Source organism: Chryseobacterium taklimakanense, assembly GCF_900187185.1.
Lineage (GTDB): Bacteria > Bacteroidota > Bacteroidia > Flavobacteriales > Weeksellaceae > Planobacterium > Planobacterium taklimakanense.
This window is the reverse complement of sequence record NZ_LT906465.1, coordinates 2,601,736-2,623,023: the sequence shown is the minus strand read 5'-3', so window position 1 is coordinate 2,623,023 and position 21,288 is coordinate 2,601,736. Positions and strand designations below refer to the sequence as shown.

General features: G+C 41.7%; 20 protein-coding genes. 6 read left to right on the top strand and 14 right to left on the bottom strand.

The window, feature by feature from the left end; genetic code table 11:
* Positions 1-58 precede the first annotated feature (58 nt).
* The 7 genes from lepB to CKV81_RS12545 form a co-directional block, all read right to left on the bottom strand.
* Positions 59-1,726 (bottom strand): signal peptidase I, encoded by a 1,668-nt coding sequence (gene lepB / locus CKV81_RS12575; RefSeq protein WP_095073791.1) that lies wholly within the window; start codon positions 1,724-1,726, stop codon positions 59-61.
* Between the two features lie 73 nt (positions 1,727-1,799).
* Positions 1,800-2,501, bottom strand: coding sequence for a 4-hydroxy-tetrahydrodipicolinate reductase (gene dapB, locus CKV81_RS12570; RefSeq protein WP_095073789.1), 702 nt, complete (start codon positions 2,499-2,501; stop codon positions 1,800-1,802).
* Positions 2,502-2,571: 70 nt separating this feature from the next.
* The gene (locus CKV81_RS12565) at positions 2,572-3,201 is read right to left on the bottom strand and encodes a DUF5683 domain-containing protein (protein WP_095073786.1); all 630 of its coding nucleotides are present in this window, start codon (positions 3,199-3,201) and stop codon (positions 2,572-2,574) included.
* The gene (locus CKV81_RS12560) at positions 3,201-4,085 is read right to left on the bottom strand and encodes a ParB/RepB/Spo0J family partition protein (RefSeq protein ID WP_095073784.1); all 885 of its coding nucleotides are present in this window, start codon (positions 4,083-4,085) and stop codon (positions 3,201-3,203) included. Before CKV81_RS12560 ends, CKV81_RS12565 begins: the two co-directional genes overlap by 1 nt.
* On the bottom strand, positions 4,075-4,872 hold the full coding sequence (locus tag CKV81_RS12555; RefSeq protein ID WP_095073781.1) for a ParA family protein: 798 nt from the start codon (positions 4,870-4,872) through the stop codon (positions 4,075-4,077). The genes CKV81_RS12560 and CKV81_RS12555 overlap by 11 nt, the downstream gene beginning before the upstream one ends.
* A gap of 167 nt (positions 4,873-5,039) precedes the next feature.
* Positions 5,040-5,870, bottom strand: coding sequence for an energy transducer TonB (locus CKV81_RS12550; protein WP_157727428.1), 831 nt, complete (start codon positions 5,868-5,870; stop codon positions 5,040-5,042).
* A gap of 210 nt (positions 5,871-6,080) precedes the next feature.
* Positions 6,081-7,367, bottom strand: coding sequence for an adenylosuccinate synthase (locus CKV81_RS12545; protein WP_095073777.1), 1,287 nt, complete (start codon positions 7,365-7,367; stop codon positions 6,081-6,083).
* Positions 7,368-7,694: 327 nt separating this feature from the next.
* Between CKV81_RS12545 and hpt the strand changes: the two genes are divergently transcribed.
* The 5 genes from hpt (at position 7,695) to CKV81_RS12520 (ending at position 12,182) form a co-directional block, all read left to right on the top strand.
* Positions 7,695-8,252: a hypoxanthine phosphoribosyltransferase gene (gene hpt, locus CKV81_RS12540; protein WP_095073775.1), complete on the top strand. Its 558-nt coding sequence runs from the start codon at positions 7,695-7,697 to the stop codon at positions 8,250-8,252.
* Positions 8,253-8,467: 215 nt separating this feature from the next.
* On the top strand, positions 8,468-9,046 hold the full coding sequence (locus CKV81_RS12535) for an adenylate kinase (protein WP_095073773.1): 579 nt from the start codon (positions 8,468-8,470) through the stop codon (positions 9,044-9,046).
* A gap of 74 nt (positions 9,047-9,120) precedes the next feature.
* Entirely contained in the window at positions 9,121-10,104 is a 984-nt protein-coding gene (gene obgE / locus CKV81_RS12530; protein ID WP_095074534.1) for a GTPase ObgE, read from the top strand.
* 91 nt (positions 10,105-10,195) lie between these two features.
* Positions 10,196-10,678, top strand: coding sequence for a DUF6438 domain-containing protein (locus CKV81_RS12525; protein WP_095073770.1), 483 nt, complete (start codon positions 10,196-10,198; stop codon positions 10,676-10,678).
* A 253-nt stretch (positions 10,679-10,931) separates the two neighbouring features.
* Complete coding sequence (locus CKV81_RS12520; protein ID WP_095073768.1) at positions 10,932-12,182, top strand: DEAD/DEAH box helicase; 1,251 nt, start codon at positions 10,932-10,934, stop codon at positions 12,180-12,182.
* 44 nt (positions 12,183-12,226) lie between these two features.
* On the opposite strand, the gene CKV81_RS12515 is transcribed toward CKV81_RS12520, so the two are convergent.
* From CKV81_RS12515 to CKV81_RS12490, 6 genes are all read right to left on the bottom strand, one after another.
* Entirely contained in the window at positions 12,227-12,994 is a 768-nt protein-coding gene (locus CKV81_RS12515) for a TatD family hydrolase (protein ID WP_095073765.1), read from the bottom strand.
* A 7-nt stretch (positions 12,995-13,001) separates the two neighbouring features.
* The gene (locus CKV81_RS12510; RefSeq protein WP_095073762.1) at positions 13,002-13,961 is read right to left on the bottom strand and encodes a GSCFA domain-containing protein; all 960 of its coding nucleotides are present in this window, start codon (positions 13,959-13,961) and stop codon (positions 13,002-13,004) included.
* Positions 13,962-14,933, bottom strand: coding sequence for a polyprenyl synthetase family protein (locus tag CKV81_RS12505; protein WP_095073760.1), 972 nt, complete (start codon positions 14,931-14,933; stop codon positions 13,962-13,964).
* Between the two features lie 110 nt (positions 14,934-15,043).
* Positions 15,044-16,189, bottom strand: a complete 1,146-nt coding sequence (locus CKV81_RS12500; protein ID WP_095073758.1) for an inorganic phosphate transporter — start codon at positions 16,187-16,189, stop codon at positions 15,044-15,046.
* A gap of 23 nt (positions 16,190-16,212) precedes the next feature.
* A complete protein-coding gene (locus CKV81_RS12495; protein ID WP_095073756.1) occupies positions 16,213-16,851 on the bottom strand; it encodes a DUF47 domain-containing protein in 639 nt (212 codons plus the stop codon).
* Between the two features lie 135 nt (positions 16,852-16,986).
* Positions 16,987-18,669 (bottom strand): DEAD/DEAH box helicase, encoded by a 1,683-nt coding sequence (locus CKV81_RS12490; protein ID WP_095073754.1) that lies wholly within the window; start codon positions 18,667-18,669, stop codon positions 16,987-16,989.
* A gap of 145 nt (positions 18,670-18,814) precedes the next feature.
* On the opposite strand from CKV81_RS12490, the gene CKV81_RS12485 reads away from it, so the two are divergent.
* Complete coding sequence (locus tag CKV81_RS12485) at positions 18,815-19,474, top strand: DUF2461 domain-containing protein (protein ID WP_095073751.1); 660 nt, start codon at positions 18,815-18,817, stop codon at positions 19,472-19,474.
* 46 nt (positions 19,475-19,520) lie between these two features.
* Here CKV81_RS12485 and CKV81_RS12480 read toward each other — a convergent pair whose 3' ends face one another.
* On the bottom strand, positions 19,521-21,152 hold the full coding sequence (locus CKV81_RS12480; RefSeq protein WP_095073748.1) for an alpha-amylase family glycosyl hydrolase: 1,632 nt from the start codon (positions 21,150-21,152) through the stop codon (positions 19,521-19,523).
* Positions 21,153-21,288 lie beyond the last annotated feature (136 nt).

The window sequence follows — 21,288 nt, the reverse complement described above, 5'->3', positions numbered from 1 at the left end:
GAGAGGCTTTGACGAACAAAAAAGATTGCAACGGAAAGCGGGAAAAAGCTCCTGATAATTAATCTTCTGCTTTTTTCTTTTTAAATAATTTGGAAATGTAATCCCAACCAAAGAAGAGCACCAAAATCAGCACCGCCAGCCACGCATATGAAGTTTTGTGAAGCTCACCGGTATTTGTGGCTTTGAACATTCTGTCCCATCTTATTTTTTTTCCGTTCGCCTGATAAGTTGAACTCTGGTCCGGGAACAAGCCTTCCACGCTCATCCATGTGAACATCGGTTTTCCAACAATGTGTGTTTCAGGGATATAACCGAAAAATCTGCCGTCAAGGGATGCATCACGGTTGTCGCCAATCATCATGTAATAATTGTATTTTACCGTGTACTTACTGGTTGGCTGCCCGTTGATGAAGATCTGCCCGTTCCTGTTTTCGAGGGTGTTGCCTTCGTGTTTTACGATGAGTTTTTCGTATTCCGGCAGAGTTTCCGGGGTAACGGTGATTACGTCACCTTTCTTTGGAATTCTGATTGGTCCGTACCAGTCGATATTCCAGCTTTTATTGTGTGGGAAAATGGTCGACGAATAGTTGATTTTTTTACTTGGCACCATTTGCTGCGCTTCGATAGACTTTTGAATATCAGGATAGTAGCTGATATCCTGTTTTCCCTGCGGCTGGATTTCTTCCTGAATTTTCACAACCTGCGGAAGCTTGCCGATTTCCCTGGCATTTTCATCCGTCAAACCCTGAAACCTGTAATAATATCCGTTCTGCATTTGCTGTTCATTCACCGGTAAAAATCCGTAAACGTCGTACAGCGCAGGAACATCAAGCTGCGAACTGGTATAAACTTCGTAAGCATGCTGCACTTGGGCATCGCCCATTCTCACTTCCGGTTTGCCGTTGATGTAAAGTTTTCCGGCTCTGAACTCCACCGTATCACCGGCTTCGGCTACCAAACGCTTTACGTAAGGGTCTTTGCGGTCAATCGCCACGTGCACGGAATCATCCGGATAATTGAAAACTACAATATCATTTCTCTTTGGCGATTCCCAACCTGGAAATCTGAAATATGGCAGTTTTACGGCTTCCACGTAAGATTTTGGATCGTCTTTCGGATTGCCTTTTTCGCCGGTATCCATTATCGTTCCCTGCAAAAACGGAATGGCCAGCGGGCGCATCGGCGGACGGAAACCATAATTCAGTTTATTTACAAAAAGGAAATCTCCGACTAAAAGCGTGCGCTCCATGGAGCCGGTCGGAATGCCAAACGGCTGCGTAATAAAAACGTGGATTATTGTCGCAAAGACAACCGCAAAAGTGATAGAACCGAGGAATGTATCTTTCTTTTTTGCCGGTTCTTCCTCGCCTGGAAGCAGGAAAGCCGGTTCATCAATTTCGGTATCCTTGCCGTAATTTACCACCGCCATATAGATGAACGGCAGGAAAACGGTCATCAGTTTTTGACCAATGGTGTTTTTCCCGAATTTATCCATCAAAAACAGATGGAAAACCGTCATCATAATGGGACCTACAATCGGAAGGTAAGCCAGCGCGGCCCACCAGGTGGAATGTTTGGTTTCCTTTAAAATAATGTAATAATTATAAAACGGGATAAACGCAAACAGCGGATTATACCCCATTTTCTTAAACAGCTTCCACGTAGAAATCCCCATCAACAGAGATAAAATGAGAACATAAACGGTATAGGTGATAAAGTAATTCATATTGATTTTATATCGGCTTTCGGCTTATTCTCAGACTTTAGTTTGTGAATTAGTTTCTTTAAAATTAAAATTGTTACAGTCCCAAAACATCGTTCATAGAAAAAACCCCTACTTTTCCCCTAACCCATTCTGCAGCGATCACCGCTCCCAGCGCAAACCCATTTCTGTTGAATGCGGTATGCTTGATCTCGATTTCATCGACTTCTGAACGGTAGTAGACGCTGTGTGTCCCAGGAACTTCATCTTCGCGGATGGCGAAAATTCCGAGCTGGTTTTTTTCTGTTTCGTGAAGTTTCCACGCGTTGAAATTTGGATTGTTTTTTATGATGCCCTCTGCAATGGAGATCGCAGTACCGCTCGGAGCGTCTTTTTTGTGGGTGTGGTGAATTTCTTCAAGCTGAATGTTGTATTCGCTGAAATTCTTCATAAGATCAGCAAGTTTTTCATTCAACGCAAAAAACAGATTTACGCCCAGGCTGAAATTGGAACCGTAAAGGAATGCGGTCCCGTTTTCTTTGGCAATATTTTCGATTTCCGGTTTTTGGTGAAGCCAGCCTGTAGTGCCACATACCACGGGAATTTTATTTTCAAGACAGGTTTTTATATTGTTGAACGCCACTTCAGGCTGGGAGAACTCAATCACGACATCGGGATTGTTCAGGTTTTCAGCTGCCGGCGTTTCGTTGAGGCGTGCCACCACTTCATGACCTCTGGAGGTTGCAATTCCGTCAATAATTTTCCCCATTTTTCCGTAACCGACGAGTGCTATTTTCATTTTCTTATTTGAAGTTTTTGTTATATGTATCCTTAGACATGCACAAGGAGCTATTTTTTAATTGTATCCTTTAAAACCTGAAGCTTAAACTTACACCGGGTTTTGTATTCTGTTTTGCGAATTCATCATAAATCACCGCCGGTTTTATGGCCAAGTCCGGATCGTTTTTCTGTTCGTAAAGATGTGCATCTACGACGGCATCCATAATATTAAGGATATAAACGAGCCCCGTAACCGCAATGGAATAATCGCGCTGGCGCTTCATTCTGTCCTGCGTTCGGCCTAATGCCTCTTTGGTAATTCCGGGAATATCAGAAAACTCGTGCGGCAAACCGTTAAGCTGGGCTACATAAGCATCCCGGTAGCGCCTGTACTGTTTATCGTTCCACAGGGTCACGCCAACACCGGTTCCAATTGCTCCCCAAACGAGAGGAATTTTCCAGTATTTTTTGTTGTAATATTGTCCCAAGCCCGGTAAAACTGCGGAGTAAAGACCGGCTTTCGTAGGGCTGTAATTTGGCTTTACGGCCGGAGCGTTTGATTCTTCAATATCGGTAAGAACCTCAACCTCGGATCTTGGCTTGATGGTAGAAATACTGTCTGTAGGGTGATTTTCAACACGTATTGTGTCGTTTTTCGTGACCTGCGCGAAAACGGACAGCGAACAGAACAGCAGAAATATTGAAAGTATTTTCGGCATTAACTAAAGTGTGAAAGAATTTGCTCCAGTTCTTTTTCGTTTTTAAAATCAAGGACAATTTTTCCTTTTTTACCGTTGGCAGCAGTTTTAATCTCAACTTTTACATCCAGAATATCAGCTAATTTTTTTTCAGCTTTTCTGTGCTCGTTTGACAGCGTTTTTGCCCTGGTTAAAGACTTTGTGGGATTTTTAAGAGCATTTGCAGCAAGTTCTGCCTGGCGCACATTGAGCCCTTCATTAATAATCTTTTGAAATAATTTTTGCTGAAGCTCTTCAGAATCCAGACTAAGAATTGCCCGTCCGTGTCCCGCAGAAATTTCGCCGCTGCGCACGGCATTCTGAACATCAGGGCTTAGTCTTAGCAAACGGATGGAGTTGGTAATCGTAGAACGCTCTTTTCCTACTCTTTGGCTTAGATTTTCCTGCGTCAATCCGATTTCATCAAGTAATCTCTGATATGTTAAAGCCACTTCAATCGCATCAAGGTCTTCACGCTGAATATTTTCAACCAAAGCCATTTCCAGCAATTCCTGATCATTTACTAAGCGGATATAGGCCGGAACTGATTTTAATCCCGCAATTTTTGAGGCACGGAAACGTCTTTCCCCCGAAATAATTTCGAACCGGTCGCCGTCTTTCCTTAAAGTAATCGGCTGGATGACACCGAGATTCTTGATGGACTGCGCCAGGTCGTTCAGCGCTTTTTCGTCAAAGTAAGTCCGTGGCTGCGACGCGTTAGGATAGATATCGTCCAAAGAAACCTCAACGATATTTCCCACCAAAACCTCTGCACCCTCATCAGTGGCAGAATTGATAGAGACTTTGGATTCGGAGCTTAAAATCGCGCCGAGCCCTCTTCCCATTGCTCTTTTCTTATCTTTCAACTTTTTCTTTTTTTGTTTTTTTTGATGTCTTTTCGTTTTTTAGAAGCACCTCCTCAGCCAACTGAATGTACTGAATTGCACCTTTACTTTCGGCATCATACATTAAAATGCTTTCGCCAAAACTTGGCGCTTCACTCAATCTCACGTTACGGCTGATGATGCTGTCGAAAACCATTTCCGGAAAATGCAGATTCACTTCCTCTACAACCTGGTTAGACAGCCTTAATCTGCTGTCGTACATGGTAAGCAAAAGCCCTTCGATATCTAAATCCGGATTATGGATTTTCTGCACGTTTTTGATGGTGTTCAGTAATTTACCCAGACCTTCCAACGCGAAATATTCACACTGGATCGGGATAATTACGGAATCTGCGGCAGTAAGCGCGTTCACGGTAATCAAACCTAAACTTGGTGCGCAATCGATGATGATATAATCGTACTGCTCTTTTATCGGTTCCAAAGCGTTCTTCAGCATATACTCACGCTTGGTCTTATCTACAAGTTCGATTTCAGCTGCAACCAAATCAATGTGAGACGGCACAATATCGAGATTGGGCGAAGTCGTTCTTTGGATACATTTTTCAACATCAGCACTGTGTTCCAGCAGGTTATAAGTTGAAAACTGCACTTCTTCAACCCCAAGTCCTGAAGTTGCATTAGCCTGCGGATCGGCATCAATTAAAAGAATTCTTTTTTCCAGAACTCCCAAAGCTGCTGCAAGATTTACTGCTGTTGTCGTTTTACCGACGCCCCCTTTCTGATTGGCAACACCAATGATTTTAGCCATTACTAAGATTTTAATCACCAAAAATACAATTTTTTTGATGCAAGGACAGTCCTTAATAAATATGAAGGCGTTAAAGTATTGTTAATTAAGATTTTATCCCCCAAAAAAATTATCCACAAAATCAACGACCTTGTGGATAAAATATAGAGAGGCAATGTCAATATCAATTATTCAAATATCATCGAAACCGGAAACTTAAAGTAGCTTCTCACGGGCTGGCCCTTCACTTTTGCAGGCACCCATTTTCCCTTTACGCTTTTTATAGTTCTTTCGGCTTCACGGTTGAAGGATGCATCAGGTCCGTTGGCTTTGATATTGGAAATGGTTCCGTCTCTTTCAACAATAAAAGTTACGGTCGTTTTCAAAGTTTCTCCGCTGCCTTCAAAATCTGAAGTTTCAAAATTACTGATCACTCGGTTCCTGAAACTGTTGATCCCTCCTGTAAAAACCGCCTCTACATCTACATTTTCTGCAATCGCATCCGGGTTTTCAACTTTGGGTTCCGGTGCAGGTATTGTCACTGGCCCGGTTTGTACTGGTCCTGTTGTATTGGGCGACTGAAAAGACCCAGTTGGTTTTTCACCTGCAATATCCTGAGTTCCTGCAACTGCCTTATCGTATTGATCAATGGTAGCAGCCGGAGTTTCTTTTTTTACATTCGCTTTCGGTGTAGGAACGATGGAATTGAAAGTCTCTACCTGCTTTGGGCGAATTAATACTGGTGGTACAACTTCCGGTACTTCGGGCGTATCCACGTTGTCGAGAATATGAGGACCTGATGGTGTTGATGTCTCCACTTTATCAGCTGTTCTAAAAGAATTGACGGCAAACGGCGTCAAAGTAATCGCCGCAAATAGACCGATTCCGATAAACATTGATTTTGTAAGGATCTTATCAGCTTCATGTCTCAGTACATAGGCTCCATATTCCTTATTACGTCCCCTGAAAAGGATTTCATCCAACTGAAATTCCTGGTTTTTAAATAAATTTTTCATCATTACACTTATTTTATGTTTAAATTTAGGTTAAAAAAATTAGAATATTATCCTTTCGCAATTATTTTCACAGATACCTTAAACTAAATTCAATTTTCTTGCCAAATTTTTACATGATTTACATATATATACAAAAAAATATTTAAACCCCAATATTCTTACAAAAAAAATCCGGCTGTTTGCCGGATTTCCATATTTTATTTAAAATTAAATTTAAAACAATTCCTTTCTGATGATATTCTGACTCCTTTCCGGGCCTACAGAAACCAAATAAACATTAATTCCTAAATAGTTTTCGATAAACTCGATGTATTTTTTGGCATTTTCTGGGAGGTCGTCGTACGTCCGGGCGTGCGAAATATCTTCATCCCAACCTTCAAGCTCCTCATAAATCGGTTCGTAATCGTAGAGTTTTGTGGTTGAAGAAGTAAAATAATCGATAATTTTTCCGTCTTCGGTTTTGTATTTCGTAGCGATTTTCAGTGGTGAAATTCCCGAAAGCACATCCAGTTTGGTAATCACAAGATTGTTGATACCGTTGATCATCGTCGCATGTTTCAGGGAAACTAAGTCGAGCCAGCCTGTTCTTCTCGGTCGGCCGGTTGTTGCGCCAAACTCACCACCTATTTGGCGGATTTTTTCGCCCAGTTCATTGCCGAGCTCGGTTGGGAAAGGTCCGTTTCCCACTCTGGTGGTGTACGCTTTTGCCACACCAATTAAATTTTGCAGCGATGTGGGCGGAACCCCAGCCCCGGCACAAACTCCGCCTGTGGACGGCGATGAAGAGGTCACGAAAGGATACGTCCCGAAATCAATGTCAAGCATCAACGCCTGCGCGCCTTCAAAAAGGATAATTTTATTGTCGCGGATGGCCTCGTTCAGTTCCAGTTCTGTATCCACGATTCTGTCCTGGAGTTTTTTGCCGATTTCCACAAATTCATTGTAGATCTCGTCGATATCAAGCGTAGGTTTTTCAAAATATTTCTCGAAAAGGGAATTTTTTACCCGGAGGTTTTTCTCAATTTTTTCCCTCAGGATTTCAGGATTCAGGAGGTCAACCATTCGGATGCCTACTCTGGCAATTTTATCTTCATAGCAAGGGCCTATTCCTTTTTTGGTCGTGCCGATTTCTGTGCCGCCTTTCTCTTCTTCACGATACGTATCGAGCAGGATGTGGTAAGGCATAATGACGTGCGCCCTTCTGGAAATAAACACGTGGTCGGTATTCATTCCCTTGCTTTCCAGTTGCTCAATCTCGCGGCTAAAAGATTTGGGATTTACCACCACTCCGTTTGCAATGATGCACTTCCCTTTGCACTGCAAAACACCCGACGGCAAAAGGTGCAGCACAAATTTCTCATCGCCTACATACACTGTATGCCCAGCATTGTCACCACCCTGAAAACGAACAACATAATCTGATTTAGCGGAAAGAACATCGGTAATTTTCCCTTTTCCCTCATCTCCGTACTGAAGACCAACAACCACGTAAGTTGACATAAAATTTTACTTTTTATAGATTCACGCAAATTTACTCTTAATATAAAACGTGGGCAATTTTTGTGGAAAATTTATTTGGGCGTGCCCCTCGTCCCTCACCTTCCCCGCACAACTCGGGTCGGGCTTTCCGCTGCAAGTCCTCATGCCATCGCTCCAGGCCGGGCAATTCCGGGCTTTCCGCTGCAATCCCTCACGCAAGATTGCGGGCGCTCCAAAAGCTCACCTCATTGGCGCTCGCTGCGCTCGCGCCATACTTCCTTTTGGCCAGTCGCGACTTCTCACTACGGTTACCCAACTTTTTCTTAAATTTGCCTTTTGGAATACTATATGGAAACAGTCAAAATCCACGACAAAGAATTCGTTCCCTACCTGAGAAACGATGAAATTCAGGAAATCATAAAAAATCTCGCTCTGAAAGTTTACGAAGATTACAAAGACGAAACACCCGTATTCATCGGCGTATTGAACGGCGTGATTATGTTTTTCTCAGATTTCCTCAAACATTACCCCGGCCAGTGCGAAATCGCATTTATCCAAATGAGTTCATATCTCGGCGGAATGCAGTCTACAGGCATCGTTTACAAGAAAATGGACCTTACCAAAGATGTGGAAGGCCGCCACATCATTTTGATGGAGGACATCGTGGACACGGGAAACACCATCGAGAGCCTTTTTGAATATTTTAAAAATACCCAAAGGCCAAAATCTCTGAAAGTGGCTTCCCTGCTACTGAAACCGGAAGTTTTCAAAAAAGATTTCACCATCGATTATGTTGCCAAGGAAATTCCCAATAAATTTGTTTTAGGATACGGCCTTGATTATGACGAATTGGGAAGGAATCTGCCGGATTTGTACCAGTTGGCAGAAGGACGAATCAATCATTAATACTTGGGGAGAGGTCATGAGTTGGCATCAGGCATTTATACTTTCGCATAAGCCGAAGAACTGAAGATGAAAAATCCCAAACTCACCTGAAGATTCAGGAAGATATAGACAGTAAGAAGAAAAAGAAAGGAAAAAACAACGATCCTAATAAAGTTAAACCATAAAATGGCAACGCTCAAAGCCTAGAGCCGACAGCAGCTTGCCGACAGCAAATCATGATAAACATCGTACTATTCGGCCCTCCCGGAAGTGGCAAGGGGACACAGGCACAGAATTTAATCGAAAAATTCAACCTGAAACAGATTTCAACCGGAGATTTGTTCCGCTACAATATGAAAAATGATACCGATTTAGGGAAACTTGCAAAATCGTACATTGATAAAGGAGAGCTGGTTCCCGATCAGGTAACGACCGATATGTTGGTTGATGAAGTAAAAAAACCGACGGACGCTGCCGGATTTATTTTCGACGGCTACCCGCGAACAGCCAACCAAACTGCAGAGCTGGAACGAATTGTAAAAGAAGTTCTGAATTCCGAAATTTCTGTTTGTCTTTCTTTAGTTGTAGATGATGAAATATTGGTTGAAAGACTGCTGAAAAGAGGCGAAACTTCCGGCAGAACCGACGATTCCAACGAAGAAATTATCCGCAACCGCATCAAAGAATACTACACCAAAACCGCTGAAGTCGCCGAACTGTACAAGCAGCAGGGTAAATATGTGGAAATCAACGGCGTAGGCGAAATTGATGAAATATCGCAGAAACTTTTCGCAGAAGTAGAGAAAATTAAATAAAGGCCCCGGCTTTGGCAGTCCGCTTTCAGCGTGAAGGGCTGACTGCAGAACGCCGACACAGAAAGCAACAGAGCATGAGCAACTTCGTAGATTACGTAAAAATACACTGTACCAGCGGACACGGCGGCGCCGGATCTGCACACCTCCGCCGTGAAAAATATATCCCGAAAGGCGGTCCCGACGGTGGTGACGGCGGCCGTGGCGGCCACATCATCATGAAAGGGAATTCCCACGAATGGACGCTCCTGCCCTTGCGCTACACACGCCACGTCAAAGCACAGCGCGGCGAAAACGGTGCAAAAAACCAGCTGACCGGCGCTGACGGTGACGACGTATATATCGAGGTTCCAATCGGTACCATTGCAAAAAATGAAGAAGGCGAAATCATCGGTGAAATCCTTGAGCACGGCCAGGAAATTATCCTGATGAAAGGTGGAAAAGGCGGCCTCGGAAATGAACATTTCAAATCTTCCACCAACCAGACGCCGCGTTATGCCCAGCCCGGACTTCCCGGTGAAGAAGGCTACATCACTTTCGAACTGAAAATTTTGGCAGATGTCGGCTTAGTGGGCTTCCCAAATGCCGGAAAATCGACGCTTTTAGCTTCAGTTTCGGCAGCAAAACCTAAAATTGCGGATTACGCGTTCACCACTTTAACGCCCAACCTCGGTATCGTAGATTACCGCAATTACAAATCTTTCGTGATGGCCGATATTCCAGGAATTATTGAAGGTGCAGCTGAAGGTAAAGGTTTGGGACACCGCTTCTTAAGGCATATTGAAAGGAATTCCATTTTACTTTTTTTGATTCCGGCGGATTCAGAAGACCATTTCCAGGAGTTTAAAATCCTTGAAAATGAACTGAAGGAGTATAATCCCGAGCTTTTGGATAAGGATTTCATTATTTCTGTGTCAAAATCAGATCTTTTGGACGATGAACTGAAAAGAGAAATTGCTGCAGAATTCCCGGAGAATAAGCAGCCGCTGTTCTTTTCGGGCGTTACGGGCGAAGGATTGACGGAACTGAAGGATGTGATCTGGAAGAAACTGCACGGGTGATTTTAGAAGAAATATCATATTACAGACTTGAAATTTCAGGTCTGTTTTATTTTAGGAATGGTTATTGGATTGCAAGCATAAAATTAAAATTATGAAATTTTTTTTAGCCCTTTCTTTAGGATTACTATTCACCTCCTGTACTGTAGCAAAAAACAATTACACAAAAATACAGTACGAAGCCGGAGCATGTTTCGGATTCTGCCCGATGTTTAAACTGACCATCAATCCCGACCGCACCACCGTCATTGAAGCCGAACATTTCACGTTTGAAGAAGGTCGCAGCAAAGATGATTTTTCAAAAGAAAAAGAAGGAAATTTTACCTCTACCATCCGGCAGGAAGACTATAATACTTTGATTAAGATGCTTAATAAGATTAATATAAAATCCCTTAATGCAAAATATGGAAACCGCAATGTGACCGATTTGCCAACCTCATATCTTACGGTAACTTTTAAAGACGGGACCGTGACAAAAGTGGAAGATTACGGAAAGAACGGCACTGATGAGCTCGCCGAACTGTGGATGTTCCTTGAAAATCTGCGCAAAACACAGACCTGGACAAAAGTGAAGTAATTCGGTTAGCTTTTACAACAGGTTTCAACATATTTCGGGAAAAAGGTCACGAGCCAATCTTCTGCGACTGCCACACAACGTAAACTCAGCACAATAACAAAATAAAACATTATCTTTGTGCCATATTTCGCGGCATTCTTTGGCCAAATTCGTGAGCGTTGTTAGGTCTTGGAACCCTAAATAACGCTTCCAACTGCTGAAAAAATGTTGAAACAGAAGGTTTCGCCCGCACACATTTTTTAAACTTATACATTTGTTATTTACCGAATTAAAACTTATTAAGCCCATCCTCGATGCGCTTCAAAAGGAAGGTTACGAAAGACCTACACCCATTCAGGAACAGTCTGTCCCGTCAATTTTAGAAGGAAAAGATTTATTGGGAACCGCACAAACCGGAACCGGCAAAACCGCCGCTTTCGCCATCCCCATCCTGCAAAATCTTCATCAGAAAAACATCAGGAACAACCAGATAAAAGCCTTAATCCTAACGCCAACCCGAGAACTGGCAATTCAGATTGAAGAAAGCTTCAAAGCGTACGGCGCCAATCTTCCGCTGCGAACTTTGGCGATCTTCGGCGGCGTGAAACAGGGCGCCCAGGAAAATGCACTGAAGAGGGGCGTCGATATCTTGGTGGCGACGCCGGGAAGGCTGCTGGATTTTATTTCACAAGGCATCATTTCACTAAAAAATCTTGAAATTTTTGTACTCGATGAAGCCGACCGGATGCTCGACATGGGTTTTGTGCACGATGTGAAACGAGTGGTGAAACTTTTGCCGCAAAAAAGACAGACTTTATTTTTCTCCGCCACATTTCCAAAAGAAATTCAGGAACTTGCCAATTCGATGCTCACGAACCCGGTGAAAGTTTCGGTGACGCCGGTTTCCTCTACTGCGGACACCATCCAGCAGTCCGTTTATTTCGTTGAAAAAGAAAATAAACTGGATTTGCTCACGCATATTTTGAAAAACCACATCGATGAATCTGTGCTGGTTTTTGCGAGAACCAAACACGGTGCAGACAAAATTGCGCGCAAACTGCAGAAAGAAAAGATTTCCGCCGAGGCCATCCATGGAAATAAATCCCAAAACCAAAGGCAGAACGCTTTAACCAATTTTAAATCCGGCAAAACGAGAATTTTGGTCGCGACGGATATTGCAGCACGCGGCATCGACATAGACGAGTTGAAACACGTGATTAATTTTGAACTTTCCGACGTTTCAGAAACCTACGTTCACCGCATCGGAAGAACCGGCAGAGCCGGTAATGAGGGCAGTTCCATCTCTTTTGTGGACGGCCTGGATTTAATCAATTTAAAAAATACCGAAAAACTGATTGGTAAAAAAATCCCGGTGGTAAAGGACCATCCATTTCATACCGACGATTTGGTGGTGCAGAAAAGAGACAGCAACAATAAGCCTTTCACGCCGAAACCGAAACCGCAAACCAAAGAAACCATCAGTTTCAAAAAGCCGAAAAATAAAGGATTTTTCAGGAAGAAATAATTCATTGCCACGAATTCACGGATCATTTGTGCATTTGTGGCAATTTAATGTTGCTGAAAGATTTTCTCGGCATTTTCGGTGGTGATGCGGTCGATTTCCGCAAAATCTTTTTTATAAATATCCACGAGTTTTCCGACAACCAAATCGAGATAAGCACTTTCGTTGCGTTTTCCACGGTGCGGAACCGGTGCGAGGTAAGGCGAATCGGTTTCCAAAACGATTTTTTCTAACGGAATTTCGTGCAGAAACTGGTCGATTTTTCCGTTTTTAAAGGTCACTACTCCACCGATTCCCAAAAGAAAATTCAAATCAATGGCGTGTTTTGCATGATCTAAACTCCCTGAAAAACAGTGGAAAATACCGCGCAGTTTCGGGTGTTTTTTTCTTTCCAAAACTTCGAAAACCTCATCAAAACTTTCGCGCGTGTGAATGACGATTGGCAGGTCGTAAGCCATCGCCCAATCTATTTGCTGCTCAAAGGCTTTAGTCTGAATGTCCAAAGTGGTTTTATCCCAATATAAATCAATCCCGATCTCGCCAACTGCGCAAAATTTCCGCTGCTTCAGGTAATTTTCGACAATTTGCAGTTCATTTTCCCAGGTTTCCGGCTTTACATACGTTGGGTGAAGACCCATCATTGCGAAGATTTTGCCAGGATAATCACTTTCCAAAGTGAGCATATTTTCGTGATATCCGGAATCGATCGCGGGAAGGAAAAATTTAGAAATTCCTTTGTCTAAAGCGCGCTGAATCATTTCCGAACGGTCGCCGTCGAATTCCTCGGAATATAAGTGGGTGTGGGTGTCGATCATAATAAACTCAGTATTGAGTAAATATTTTGTGTTTCACTTTCGTTTGCTGCAATGCGATTCTGCCTTTCAGGTTTTCAAGAAATTCCTGGTATTTTGCATTGGTTTCATCAGCAGGCTTATGCTGTAAAGCCTGGTGTATTTTAAAATTTTCCTCAATAAAATCCATGGTTTCATCAGAAAAAAAGGCATTTCCGAATTTTTCAAAAATATAATTCACCGCCTGAGAACTCGGATGGATCATGTCTTCTTTATAAAAACGGTAATCCCGCAGATCGTCCATCATGATTTCGTAAACCGGCAAATACTGGCAGTTTTCAAAATCTGGAATGACTTCGTGAATCGCCGAAATCAATTTTGCTTTGCTCAAAGTGTTTTCCACCATGCCGTCTTTGGTGTGGCGAACGGGGGAAAGGGTGAACAGAATCTGAACATCCTGAGGACAAATGTCCTTTAAATTCAGAATGGTATCACGAATGGAATTTGAAATTTCCTTGTTGGTGAGAAGTCTTTTTTCAAAGAATTTCCCCGGAATCTTATGGCAGTTGGCCACGAGTTTATTCTTCGGCAAAAATTCGTGGATGAAAGCAGTTCCGTAAGTCACAATGACCCATTTCGCCGATTGCAGAAAAAGGTTCCCTTCCTCAATCCCCGAATTGATTTTCTCCAAAGTTTTGTGCGTGAAAGCGGAATTGAAACTGGTATGGTGATCCAGCGAAATTACCTGCTCATGGTACGTTATCAGATCATTCTCTGTATAAAATTCAGAATCGTGAAGTTTTTTAACCGCAACATTGATGCTGTAAGGATTGAATATGGTTCCAAACGGATTGTTGAGAGACCGCAGCTGCCCGTTTGCCAAAAGCGCAGAAATCTCCGACGAAAAACATGAACCGATTGAGAAAATTTTATCATTAATTTCAATTTTCTCTTCAGAATCAGCAATATTTACTTCTGTCCGGAACTTCATTTAAGATTCTCTGCGTAAAAGGTAATTGGCAAGCTCGATAAACGGTCTTTTCTTTTCTTCCGGCAAATTGATTTTGTTCAGGTAATCCTGTCCGATTTCATTGTGTTTTTGAATCAGTCTAAGAACTTTTTCATCGATTTTCGTGCGTCTGAAAATATTAATGACGCTGTGAACTTTATCGACATTATCTATTTTTTTAGAATACCAATATTTTAGCTCCGCTCTTTCCTCTTCGGTAGCCTGCTCCAATGCGAGAAGATAAAGTACCGTTTTCTTATTTTCATAAATATCGCCGGCCTGTCTCTTACCAAACTGTTCCATATCTCCATATACATCCAGATAGTCATCCATGATCTGGAAGGCGATTCCAATGTGCTTACCGAAATTATAAAGGGCTTCAGCATCTTGATCAGATGCTCCCGCAATCAAAGCGCCAATTTTAAAAGACGCCGCACTCAAAACGCCGGTTTTATTAGTAATCATCTGGATATAATCGTCGTAAGTCACATTATTATCCGTCTCGAAATTGACGTCCATTTGCTGGCCTTCACACAGAACAGCACCGGTTTCGGAGAAAATCTTAACACATTTTTTAAACAGTTCAGGCTCCAAATCCTCAAAAAACTGGTAAGCCTTTATCAGCAATGCGTCGCCGGAAAGAATTCCAATATTGATTCCGTGAATCGTATGAATTGTTGGTTTGTTTCTGCGCAGCGGCGCTTCATCCATAATATCATCGTGAATGAGTGTGAAATTGTGAAAATATTCGATGGCAAGAGCCGGTTTGATCGCTTTTTCAGTATTGCCGCCAAATAAATCATTAGCCATTAAAACCATAATCGGGCGCAGCCTTTTACCGCCGTGGCTGATGATGTAATTCATCGGCTCATATAATTCTGCGGGCTTATTTTTAAAGGTATATTTTTCTATTGCCTTAGCAACGGTTTCCTGATAGTGGTCTAAAAACTCCATAAAAAATGTTTAAATGCAAAAATATGATTAATTGGGCGTTTTCTAAAATTTAATAAAATAAAAAACCACCTCCGGAGAAATGGTTTTGTATAAGATTTAAATGGTTTTTATTAAGTGAAAGCTGTTACCAAAAGGTAAGTAACCGCAGCGATTATCGCACTCACCGGGATGGTAAGAATCCACGCCCAAAGCAAACTTACAGTAACTCCCCAGCGAACTGCGGAAACCCTTTTAGTCAAACCAACACCGATAATGGAACCGGTAATGGTGTGCGTTGTAGAAACCGGGATCCCCAGGTGATCGGTCAGGAAAAGTGTAATAGCACCGGCAGTTTCCGCGCTTACACCTTCAAGCGGTGTTACTTTCGTTATCCTGGTACCCATGGTCTTTACAATCTTCCAGCCGCCGCTCATAGTCCCCAATCCAATAGCCAGGAAGGACACAAACGGAACCCAAATATAGTCTGTGGAGAAATACTTGAAACGTTCCGATGATTCCATCATCGCGTAAGGATCATTGCCACCAATCATCGTTACGTGGTAGTAGATTACCGCAGCACCGATGATACCCATAACCTTCTGTGCATCATTCAAACCGTGACCCAAACTGAAGAGCGCCGATGAAAACAGCTGCCATTTCTTGAACTGGCTGTCGGCTTTGTGAGGGTTAGTATTTTTAGAAATATTTACAATAATTAAGGTAATAATTACCGAAACTATCATCCCGATGATCGGCGCCATAAATATGAAAAGGAAAATCGGAATTACTTTTTCGTATTTTACGACACTTTGGGTAAAGAGCTTCTGAAAGGCCTCGCCTAAGTTCTGAAAGACGTTATAATCTGGGTGAGCAGTCGCTACTGCGTTGTAATCCAGCATCAAAGCATGCATTAGAGCAGCTCCAAGGAAGCCACCAATCAATGTATGTGATGATGATGAAGGTATACCGAACCACCAGGTAAGAAGGTTCCAGAAAATCGCTGCGATAAGTCCTGAAAATATCACTTCGAGGTTGATGAAATCTTCATTCACGGTTTTGGCAATGGTATTACCAATTTTAAATTCCCCGATGATATACATCGCTACGAAGAATGCCGCAAAATTCCATAAAGCTGCCCAAACCACCGCCTGAAAAGGTGTAAGCACCTTTGTGGAAACTATGGTTGCAATTGAATTCGCCGCATCATGAAACCCGTTGATAAAGTCAAAAATAAGCGCAAGCCCAATAATAATGATTAATAACAGAGGAAAATCCATCTATAATGTTTTGTTAAAAATAATTAAGCGTATTTGATGACGATATTTTCGATGGTGTTGGCCACATCCTCCGCCTTATCGGTCACGATCTCAAGATACTCCAATACGTCTTTTACTTTAATGATATTTATAGGGTCATTGGATTCGAAAAGTTTTACCAAAGCCTGGCTCAGCACATCATCTGCAATATTTTCAAATGAGTTGATTTTAATACATGATTCTTTAACCTCAGCCGGGTTTTTGAATCCGTTCAGGTTGTGGATTGCGTTCTGCAGTTCCACACAAGATTTGTGAATCAGCAGTGAAAATTCTGAAAATTCTTTGACCTCAGGAGTTTTGTAGAGGAAAATATATTTGGCTGATGAAAAAATATAGTCTGCAATATCATCCAGCCCGGAAGCCAGGTAATTGATATCTTCCCTATCGAACGGAGTAATGAAGTTTTCACCAAGCTGAACAAAAATCTCATGGGTAAGATCGTCCATCTTGTGTTCGTAATCACTCATTTTTTTTAGAAGCGTATCATCATTCAGATCGAAGTCGATAAGGCCTTCGTGAAATTCTTTCGACATCTTTACAAGGTTACTTGCAACCTCTTCAAATAATACAAAAAAAACTTTGTCTTTTGGCTGAAATGCCTTGAAAATATTACCTATTCCCATCTTAAGTTGTTGTTATTTTTTAGGTTTGCAAATATCCGTATAATGCCGCCAAACTTTTTTATTTGGATATTAATTTTTGTTAACATTGGAATAAAAGCACAAAAAACCGGCCTTAAAAAAAGCCGGTATTAAGATTTAGTTAGCTTCTTCAGCTCTCATTTCCTTTCCTTTGAATTTCATGGAACTCAAATTGTTCAGGATTTCATTTGTAAAGTCTTTTTCAACTTCGAAGAATGAGAATTTTTCCAGGATTTCTATATCGCCGATATCGGGGCGTTTTCTGGCTTTCTTGGTTGCTTTGTTGATGATGTCGAGCATATCAACTTTTTTCAGGTTGTCTCTCTTACCAAGATTGAAGAAGAAACGCGTCATATTATCATTTTTGCGCCTTGGTTTTCCGCCGCGGTCTCTGCCGCCATCACGGTCGCCACGTCTTCCGTCCCTTTCATCTCGCCTGCGTTCACTTCTGCTTGACGGCACATCTCTTTCGTCTGAAAGTTTATGGGCTGCCAAATCTTTTTTGTCTTTGTAGAACATTGAAAGATCTCTCAACTGCAACTGAAGTAACTTGTGAACCAGTTCTTCTTTTGAAAATTCTGATAAATCCGGAATCAAAGCGTCATCAAATGTAAAGAAGTCCTCATGCTCGGTAAATAATCTTTCAAAGACACCTTCTACCTGGGCTTTGATGATTTCATCACCAGTCGGGATTTGCTTTTCAGTAATATCAATCTTCGTGACGGACTTGATCTGTTTCAGTTTCCTGGTTTCTTCAGGTTTAATCAAAGCCATAGAGATACCGTCTTTCCCTGCTCTACCGGTTCTCCCGCTCCGGTGAACGAAAACTTCCGGGTCATCAGGCAATGAATAATGTATGACGTGAGTAAGCGAATTGACATCCAAACCTCTCGCCGCAACGTCAGTCGCTACCAGAATATCAATATTTTTCAGCCTGAATTTCTTCATTACCGTATCTCTTTGCGCCTGCGACAAATCGCCGTGAAGCGCATCCGCCGCATACCCGTTCTGCATCAGGAAATCTGCAATTTCCTGAGTTTCCATTCTGGTACGGCAAAAAATGATGGAATACTGGTTCGGATTGGCATCGATTAATCTTTTCAATGCTTCTTTTTTCTGCCTGTAACCTACCACATAAAATTCGTGGGAAATATTTTTCTTCACCTCATTGATAGAACCCACAGAAATTCTGTGCGGTTTGGTAAGGTAATTTTTTGAGATTCTTTCCACCTCTTTATTCATCGTTGCCGAGAAAAGAAAGGTTTGTTTCGTTTCCGGTGTTTCGCTTAAAATGGTTTCCAAATCGTCTTTGAAGCCCATGGAAAGCATTTCATCCGCCTCATCCAAAACCAGCCAGTGAATTTCAGAAAAATCAAGCGCTTTTCTGTTAATCAGGTCGATGACACGTCCCGGAGTTCCCACAATAATCTGTGGTTTTTCCTTAAGGGAACGGATCTGTTCCATAATGCTGCTTCCACCATACACCGCTGTGGTTTTGATGTTTGGAAGGTATTTCGAATAATTTTTAATGTCTTTGGTAATCTGCAGACACAGTTCTCGTGTAGGACACAGCACCAATAATTGGATTTTGCGACTCCCGTCGTCAATCATATCCAAAATCGGAAGCGAAAATGCTGCTGTTTTGCCTGTTCCTGTCTGCGCAAGTGCGATGAGATCGCGAATATCTGAAGAGATAAAAGGAATAGTCTGTTTTTGGATTTCTGTAGGGCTCACAAAGCCCAAATCGCCAACTGCCTTCAAGATTTCAGGACTTAAGTTGGTCTCCGTAAATAAATTCATGTAAATGATCGTCTATAATTCAGCGGCAAAGATACGTTTTTTATTTTTGATAAATTTTGATGTGTTTTATTAAATTTTTGTTAAAGAAAAGTAAATCAAATTTTTAGGAGATAATTTTATTAATTTTGATATAAATAAGAATAAAATGTCCGCCACCATCACAAAAGAAACTCTCAGTTTTCTGAAAAAACTTGAAAAGAATAACAACCGCGAATGGTTTAACGAAAACAAAACACTTTACACTGCAGCACAACAGAATGTGTTGGAATACGTGACTGAACTGTTGGAAGAAATGTCAAAATTTGACGAAACCTTCGCGAAACTGGATCCGAGGAAAACGTTGTTCAGAATTTACCGCGACACAAGATTTTCTAAAGACAAATCACCTTACAAAACCAATTTCGGCGCATCGATCAATAGTTTCGGAAAAAAAGACGGCAGTGCGGGTTATTACCTGCACATATCGCCTGGAGAATGTTTTACTGCAGCTGGAGTTTACAGGTGCGATCCGAAAAAATTTAAAGACCTTCGCAAGGAGATTTCCGTCAATGCAGACGAATTTAAATCAATAATTCAGGATAGGAACTTCAGGAATTTTGAATTCAATAATGAAAAACTTTCGCGTGTGCCACAGGGTTTTGAGAAAGACAACCCCATGGCAGAGTATCTAAAAATGAAACATCTGGTGGTATCACAAAACATCAAAGATGAAGATTTAATGAACACAGAATCGGTAAAATTTGTTGCAGAAAACTTCAGGAAAATGTCAAAGTTTGTAGATTTTCTGAATGCTTCTTTCGGGTAATTTATCTGATCCTTCAACGGTTTGAAATCCTTGAAGGATGCTGTAATTATATTTTCTCAAACAAAACTATTCCAAAACCGGTGTCTATAGCGGCTTTTCCGTTCTTCACGGTGGTGGTTTTTCCGCTGTATGCATCGCGGAGTTTTGTTCCGTCTGCAAAAATGTTTGCTACGGAAATTTCCTTTAAGCCAAAACTCAAATCCAGACCCACCAAAACTTTATCTGTTCCATAAGTTCTTGTAAACCAATAGGGCGACTGTGAAATCATATTATGAATCCCCGCGCCCACCGCCGGGTGATTGGCCCTGAATTTTCCTAATTTCTGATAATGTTCCAAGAGTTTTTGGGTTCCGTGGTTATTTTTCACATCATTCCAGTTCATATTGCTGCGAAGGTTGGCATCACCTTCTGCACCCGCAACGGTTAAGGTTCTTGCGGTTTCATCACCATAATAAACCTGCGAAATTCCGGGAGCAAGAAGAATTTTGGTACCGGCTTCATAGGTTTTTTTCCGATCTTTATCGAATGGTGAGCCATCATCGTGAGAGGCGGTATAATTCATCACGCTCAAACCTTTCAGATCAGAATTGAGAATCTTCGAATATTTGCTGAATATTTCTTCATAAGATTTCGTGGCATCACCTTTAAAATCAAAATTAATCAAAGAGGCAAAACCATTATCGAAATAATTTACTTTTCTGTCTCCAAAATCGTAAATCTGCTTCTGCGAAATTCCGTAGCCATATACTTCACCCACGGTAAAAAACTTACTGTTATCCAACACTTTATTTGGATTATTTCTCCTGTATTCATCAAAAGCGGCCTGACAGACTTTCTGGAATTCCTTCCAAACATCTTCATTGGTATGTTTCACAGTATCAACACGATATCCGTCAATTCCAAATTCGGCAATATAATCGGCAAGCCATTTCATGATATAATATTTTGGCGCTCTTGGATAACCTGTTTTGGTGAAAAAAGCATCAAGTTCCTGCATTTCTTTCTCATAACGGCCTTCAGATTTCCATTTATCAACCAACTGTTTCGGTAAATCTGCAGGCGCATTGCTTTCCGTTAAAATATCCGGCAGGTTAGCCACCAGGGTACAGGCAGTGGTATTGATGTAATTGTCATATTTACACTGTGGGGAAGTTCGCACCCAACTGTTTGGAAAAACCGGATCGACCGGCGTCACCGGACCTGTATGATTAATGACAGCATCCAGAACAATCCGGATTCCCTTTTTGTGGGCTTTATCCACGAGTTCTTTTAAATCGGCTTTGGTTCCGAAGTTGGGATCAAGGGCAGTCCAGTCTTTGGTCCAGTAACCGTGAAAACCATAGGTATTTCCTGTTCCTTCATTGGTTGCCCCGTGAATCTGTTCAATAACCGGCGTCATCCAAATCGCATTGATTCCCAAATCTGAAAAATAATTATCATCAATTTTCTGAATGATTCCGCGCAGGTCACCGCCTTCAAAACCACGTAAAACCGCAGTTTTCTCGGTACGGTTGAAGTTGACGTCGTTATTTGGATTTCCGTTGTTGAAGCGGTCGGTTAAAAGAAAATAAAGATTGGCGCCTTCCCAAACGAATGGCTGCTTATCGGATCCGGAATTCTGCACCGCAGTACAGGAAGTTAACAATGCGAAAGCACCAATGAATAAGGTCTTTTTCATAATTTTTAAAATGTTCTTTAAAGTTACGGAAATACTTGAAATTTAAATATGAGTATCAAATAAATTCCATTTTTGATGGCGATTTTAACATTTCTTTAACAAATTTTTCTATATTTGTTTTTCCCGTAGCTCAAAA

Bases quoted from the DNA above. Each gene is read 5' to 3' on its own strand.
- CKV81_RS12510 (WP_095073762.1), bottom strand. From the start codon at position 13,961: ATGAAGTTCCGGACAGAAGTAAATATTGCTGATTCTGAAGAGAAAATT.
- CKV81_RS12545 (WP_095073777.1), bottom strand. From the start codon at position 7,367: ATGTCAACTTACGTGGTTGTTGGTCTTCAGTACGGAGATGAGGGAAAA.
- obgE (WP_095074534.1), top strand. From the start codon at position 9,121: ATGAGCAACTTCGTAGATTACGTAAAAATACACTGTACCAGCGGACAC.
- CKV81_RS12515 (WP_095073765.1), bottom strand. From the start codon at position 12,994: ATGATCGACACCCACACCCACTTATATTCCGAGGAATTCGACGGCGAC.
- dapB (WP_095073789.1), bottom strand. From the start codon at position 2,501: ATGAAAATAGCACTCGTCGGTTACGGAAAAATGGGGAAAATTATTGAC.
- CKV81_RS12490 (WP_095073754.1), bottom strand. From the start codon at position 18,669: ATGAATTTATTTACGGAGACCAACTTAAGTCCTGAAATCTTGAAGGCA.
- CKV81_RS12550 (WP_157727428.1), bottom strand. From the start codon at position 5,870: ATGATGAAAAATTTATTTAAAAACCAGGAATTTCAGTTGGATGAAATC.
- CKV81_RS12525 (WP_095073770.1), top strand. From the start codon at position 10,196: ATGAAATTTTTTTTAGCCCTTTCTTTAGGATTACTATTCACCTCCTGT.
- hpt (WP_095073775.1), top strand. From the start codon at position 7,695: ATGGAAACAGTCAAAATCCACGACAAAGAATTCGTTCCCTACCTGAGA.
- CKV81_RS12480 (WP_095073748.1), bottom strand. From the start codon at position 21,152: ATGAAAAAGACCTTATTCATTGGTGCTTTCGCATTGTTAACTTCCTGT.
- CKV81_RS12565 (WP_095073786.1), bottom strand. From the start codon at position 3,201: ATGCCGAAAATACTTTCAATATTTCTGCTGTTCTGTTCGCTGTCCGTT.
- CKV81_RS12485 (WP_095073751.1), top strand. From the start codon at position 18,815: ATGTCCGCCACCATCACAAAAGAAACTCTCAGTTTTCTGAAAAAACTT.
- CKV81_RS12495 (WP_095073756.1), bottom strand. From the start codon at position 16,851: ATGGGAATAGGTAATATTTTCAAGGCATTTCAGCCAAAAGACAAAGTT.
- CKV81_RS12505 (WP_095073760.1), bottom strand. From the start codon at position 14,933: ATGGAGTTTTTAGACCACTATCAGGAAACCGTTGCTAAGGCAATAGAA.
- CKV81_RS12555 (WP_095073781.1), bottom strand. From the start codon at position 4,872: ATGGCTAAAATCATTGGTGTTGCCAATCAGAAAGGGGGCGTCGGTAAA.
- CKV81_RS12500 (WP_095073758.1), bottom strand. From the start codon at position 16,189: ATGGATTTTCCTCTGTTATTAATCATTATTATTGGGCTTGCGCTTATT.
- lepB (WP_095073791.1), bottom strand. From the start codon at position 1,726: ATGAATTACTTTATCACCTATACCGTTTATGTTCTCATTTTATCTCTG.
- CKV81_RS12535 (WP_095073773.1), top strand. From the start codon at position 8,468: ATGATAAACATCGTACTATTCGGCCCTCCCGGAAGTGGCAAGGGGACA.